Genomic DNA, 4,411 nt, shown 5'->3' with positions numbered 1-4,411 from the left:
TTTTTTTTTGGTGCGATTTGGTGAGAAATAGAGTGTTTCTAGCTGTTCAGTAATTTTTAGATACATGCTTTCAGCTAGTTTTTCGCCCCATTTTTCGATGCCATACGCCAAAATTTCAATTAAATCTTGTTCTGCTTGTGGCAAATAAGAAACGTCATAACTCATCTGCTACGGCTCGCCACTAATTCTCGTGCTTTTTGCATCGCTGTAGCATGTACAGTTTTCATCGCTGTGGTTTGTGATGGGTGAGATTTCAACGCACTTAGAGCTTCAGCAATTTTTTCCTTTTCCCAATCTTCATAATCATCATCCTGAACATCGAAAAGGCTTTCTAAGTGAGTACCTTTTACATCTTTTAGTGATAAGAAGACACCAACAGGACGTTTATTTTTAGTCACTAAGACTGGCTCTCGTTGCATGGTATCGAGTAATTCACCAAAGCGTGATTTTGCATCTTTTGCTGTAATAACTTGCATTTTAAAACCTCATAAAAGTAGGCGTTTTGTCTATTTTAAACTTTTTAATCAGCAAATCTAGAGTTATTTGGTTGTTTCAACGATAAAAACCTCGATCTGCTTTGATTTCAGCCTGTTTTACTTTCATTTTTTCGTCAATTCGCTGTTCAGCTCTCGTAATCTGCTGTTCAGATTGTTTAATTGTCGATTTTGACTGCTCAATTCCTCGTTCTGCACTCTCAATACTTGATTCTGATTGCTCAAGGCTTCGATCTGCTCGGTCTGTCTTTGATTTATTTCGTTTAGCTCGTTCAATTGCGTTTCTAACGAGTTCAAGATGACGTTGTAGCGATTCATAAAGTCGTTGGTCATGTTGATTTCCTATTTCTCGATTTTCATTACTTTTTGGTCGCTGGTATTCTCGAATACTTCCGATTTTTTGCTGTTCTTGGCTACGATGAAATAAGTCTTCTTGTCCTTGCTCTCGTGAAATTCCACCGATCTCAAAATCCGCTTTTCGAGTGGAGATTGGTCTAATTCGAGATTGATCTCTGCTAATTCCTGCTTCTTGTCCTTGATCTGATAACCCAACCATAGGTTTATTCCTAGAACTACGAGAAATAGCATAGTCAGTCCGCCCAAAACTGCTCCCGTGAGAATATTCAAACGCAAAGCGTTTTTGATGCTCGGTTGTTGGTCTTTGATGATCTGTAGGTTTGATCTCAAAGCGTTCTTGGTTTCTTCGTTGCTTGCTTTCAACAAGGCTGTGTAGCTTTCCAAGTGCTGTTTCGTAGCGTTCTCGGCTTGTTCTTTGATAATCCTGTCCTGCTCGGCTGTGTTCTTCTGCAAATTGCTTATCAAATTGTCGATTTTCATAAATTACGCCCTCTAAACGTATGTTTCGCTTGCCGTCAGGATTTTTGATACTGATTGATCGTTCTGTTTGCCTTGTGATTTCAAAACCTGCATTTTCAAGCGTACTGACAACATCTTGCCGATTTTGGATATTTCCATTACTGATTTGCTCGGCTATCGCTGTACCAATCTGTTGTTTTATTTCTTTAATATTTTCAGGCAGGTTTTGACTGTTTAAAGTCTTTATGGCTTGGGCTTTATCAGGTGCATGGGGGTCTGATAATTCATAATCAAAATTGGTAACTTGTTTCCAATTTTCTACCAATGGACGGTCTACTTGATCAAAATAGGGCTGTAAGCGTTTCCCCGTACTCAATTCCACATTTGGAATAACGAAATTCAGTTCTAAACGTCCTTTGTCTGTATGTTCTATCCAAGTAATGTCGTATTGATCTCGATCTAAACCTGCAAGAAGCATTTCTTCAAAGCTCTGCATAATTTCTTGTTTTTGTTGTTCTTCAATATTGGCTTCTTCAAACGATAAAACGCCCACCGTATAACGGTTTTGAAAATCTAAATTATCTGCCAATCTTGCTGTTAAATCAGGGTCGCCACTAAGTAAAATCGCTCCATCACGATCTCTTTCTTTACCTAGCATGTAATCAATGGCTGCACCTGCACTACCACCGCCTTTATTTCCCAATATTTTAACGATCATAGTCAGCTAAAACCTTTTGTAGTTGTTCCCTAATCATTGCCAACTCTGCAAAAGCTCTAATTTTTTCTATATCAGATTGAACAGTATTCACTTGCCTAGCAATTTGATTAAGGTTTCCTCCAATACGCCCAAGCCCTGCTAAAAGTTGAGGATCTGCAACTTTATAATTCCGTTTTTTATTTGGTTTTTCTTCTAAACAGATTTGTCTTATCCATGTTGCCAACTCCCCACCTGTCATACGTTCAAGTAAGGCTTGGTGTTCTGCTTCTGTTAAACGAACTTTTATTTCTTTCTGTCTTTTGACGATTTCTTTTTTGGTCATGACTAAATCCGTTTCGTAGATTGGGTCGACTTTTTTATGAGGGACCTGGCTAACTGAAAGTTGGCCATGTTCCCGAAATAAATAAAGTCGAAAGAGGGTTAAGGGATACTTCCCTTACAAGGCACAAAAGGTAACTCTATCGAAAACTTTAGTTTTTGTATAGAGTACCCTTTGTGTGTCCTTGCCCATTAAAAAATGATAGACAAAATACAAAGTTTTTTGATTGAATGATTACTGTCTGCCACATGATGAAACAGTCATTCATTGCTATGACTGTTTTTTTAAAATATTTTGTATTATTTGCTTTAATTGTTTACCACGATTACCAATTTAGTCATGACTAAAAAACTGCTGTATCACTTTAAAAATAGGTCAAGCAACTGTTCTTCATTAGACATTTTTTCTCGTTTTAATTTCTGTTTCTCATTTATCTGCCAAAGCTGCAATTCCCTGTTTAATTCTTGGATTGTTGTATTCATAGGCGTTTTACCCCTACGATTTAATTTATCCCAAACGTCCTTTAATTGCCTATCTTGACGATCTTGTTCTGATTCCATATTAAAATTTCCTCTCGTAAAAGAAGCACCCTGACGGGCGGTTATCTGATTAGGCTTGCACTTTCCGCTTTTTAAGCCAATTCCGGACAGTCCTATCAGATACGTTTAATTGCTCGGCTATTTGCTTCTGTTTTACGCCCTGAATATGCAACTGTAACGCCTGTTGTCTTTGGTCGCTGTACTGTGCCGAACGTGCTTTACCGCCATGACTGGAATCACTAGCTAAACCACCTTTACGCCCTCTTGTTGCCTGTTTTTCGCTAAATCGCTTCTGAAATTCAGCACAACCATGATTACGCCACACCCACTTTGCTATACTTTTCGCTGTCGCCCTGACTTCGCTATATGGCAGTGGCTGTAAAAACGCACCATTTGCGATTTTAGCCCTTTCTAACACTTCACCATACCAAACATCATACCCACCACTTAAAGTCGATCTAACCGCTTTATACGCCCATATACGCACTATATCGAACATCATGCAATTACGACCAAGCCCAGACACTTCAATTTTTTCATTTTTTGGCTTAGTTTCTAACTCGATGTAGTCCGCAAGTTCTGCAAGGTCAAAAGGTCTAGGATTGAGATAAGAAACCTCCCAATCTCTGTCCATTGGATTTTTTGTCAAAAGCCCTGAATAGCGTAAATCCGCCCCTAATTTTTTAGCGTATGTATATTCGATTGAAGCTAGATAGCGTAAAGGTTTTAGCCGAGCATTGGCTGTTTTACAGACTGCTGTTTCTAATTCATAACAGACATGGCAATGACCATTTTTTCTATTTTTTGCTATCCATGTCGGTGTTGGTAGTCCTGCATCGAAAAAATGCAAATATGCGTCACTTTCGTCTATATCGAAAATTAGATAATTGACTAAATGGGGTGGGTTCACTTGGATTAGCGGATACTGTACCGCATGTTTTTTTGAACGTATGAGGGTTCGTTCACCTTTTCCCAACGAACAATAGGGCTTTTTAGGCAATTTTTGATAAAAATTTTCTGAAATTTGAATATGATTAAGCATTAGCAACGTCCAAAGTGTTGCAATGGCTCAAAACATCGGTAAAATATACAAGTATCTAATTTGCGTTTACTGATGCTTTAAGTATTTGTTAAACAAAGAAAAGAAAGCGGGTCGCCAAACCTGCTTTTTTTTCGCCTAAAAGAAAATTTAACACAACTTTAATAGTTTTAAAAGTTATTGATTTTCTTAATTTTCTAACTGAATTTTTGTCAAAATAATGGACTGAAATTCAGTTATATATTTCTCGAAGTATGCAAAATTCTTAGAATAAAAACTCGCTTGGCTTCTTCATCAATTTGAATAATCGCACGGTATGGGCTGTCAGAAATAAGCATTTCTCTTGTTCCTAAACTTCCTTTTTTTTTGGTGCGATTTGGTGAGAAATAGAGTGTTTCTAGCTGTTCAGTAATTTTTAGATACATGCTTTCAGCTAGTTTTTCGCCCCATTTTTCGATGCCATACGCCAAAATTTCAATTAAATCT

6 protein-coding genes are annotated in these 4,411 nt (G+C 37.7%); all 6 read right to left on the bottom strand.

From position 1 onward, the window contains the following. Positions 1-161: 161 nt before the first annotated feature. Positions 162-476, bottom strand: a complete 315-nt coding sequence (locus CYK47_RS15020) for a type II toxin-antitoxin system Phd/YefM family antitoxin (protein WP_114150341.1) — start codon at positions 474-476, stop codon at positions 162-164. Between the two features lie 76 nt (positions 477-552). Continuing rightward, the gene (locus CYK47_RS15015) at positions 553-2,028 is read right to left on the bottom strand and encodes a relaxase/mobilization nuclease domain-containing protein (RefSeq protein ID WP_122902578.1); all 1,476 of its coding nucleotides are present in this window, start codon (positions 2,026-2,028) and stop codon (positions 553-555) included. Further along, positions 2,018-2,350: a plasmid mobilization protein gene (locus tag CYK47_RS15010; protein WP_122902577.1), complete on the bottom strand. Its 333-nt coding sequence runs from the start codon at positions 2,348-2,350 to the stop codon at positions 2,018-2,020. The genes CYK47_RS15015 and CYK47_RS15010 overlap by 11 nt, the downstream gene beginning before the upstream one ends. Before the next feature lie 356 nt (positions 2,351-2,706). Then, entirely contained in the window at positions 2,707-2,907 is a 201-nt protein-coding gene (locus CYK47_RS15005; protein ID WP_122902576.1) for a hypothetical protein, read from the bottom strand. 49 nt (positions 2,908-2,956) lie between these two features. Continuing rightward, on the bottom strand, positions 2,957-3,928 hold the full coding sequence (locus tag CYK47_RS15000) for a replication initiation protein (RefSeq protein ID WP_122902575.1): 972 nt from the start codon (positions 3,926-3,928) through the stop codon (positions 2,957-2,959). Between the two features lie 233 nt (positions 3,929-4,161). Then, the coding region (locus tag CYK47_RS14995; protein ID WP_164709233.1) for a type II toxin-antitoxin system RelE/ParE family toxin at positions 4,162-4,411 on the bottom strand (250 nt) is incomplete at its 5' end.

The sequence above is a fragment of the Acinetobacter sp. B51(2017) genome (assembly GCF_003711395.1).
Lineage (GTDB): Bacteria > Pseudomonadota > Gammaproteobacteria > Pseudomonadales > Moraxellaceae > Acinetobacter.
Note: the sequence above shows the minus strand (reverse complement) of the source record. Positions and strands in the feature narration are given on the sequence as shown.

Excerpts from the sequence above, each read along its gene's own strand:
- CYK47_RS15020 (WP_114150341.1), bottom strand. The coding sequence starts at position 476 with ATGCAAGTTATTACAGCAAAAGATGCAAAATCACGCTTTGGTGAATTA.
- CYK47_RS15005 (WP_122902576.1), bottom strand. The coding sequence starts at position 2,907 with ATGGAATCAGAACAAGATCGTCAAGATAGGCAATTAAAGGACGTTTGG.
- CYK47_RS15015 (WP_122902578.1), bottom strand. The coding sequence starts at position 2,028 with ATGATCGTTAAAATATTGGGAAATAAAGGCGGTGGTAGTGCAGGTGCA.
- CYK47_RS15010 (WP_122902577.1), bottom strand. The coding sequence starts at position 2,350 with ATGACCAAAAAAGAAATCGTCAAAAGACAGAAAGAAATAAAAGTTCGT.
- CYK47_RS15000 (WP_122902575.1), bottom strand. The coding sequence starts at position 3,928 with ATGCTTAATCATATTCAAATTTCAGAAAATTTTTATCAAAAATTGCCT.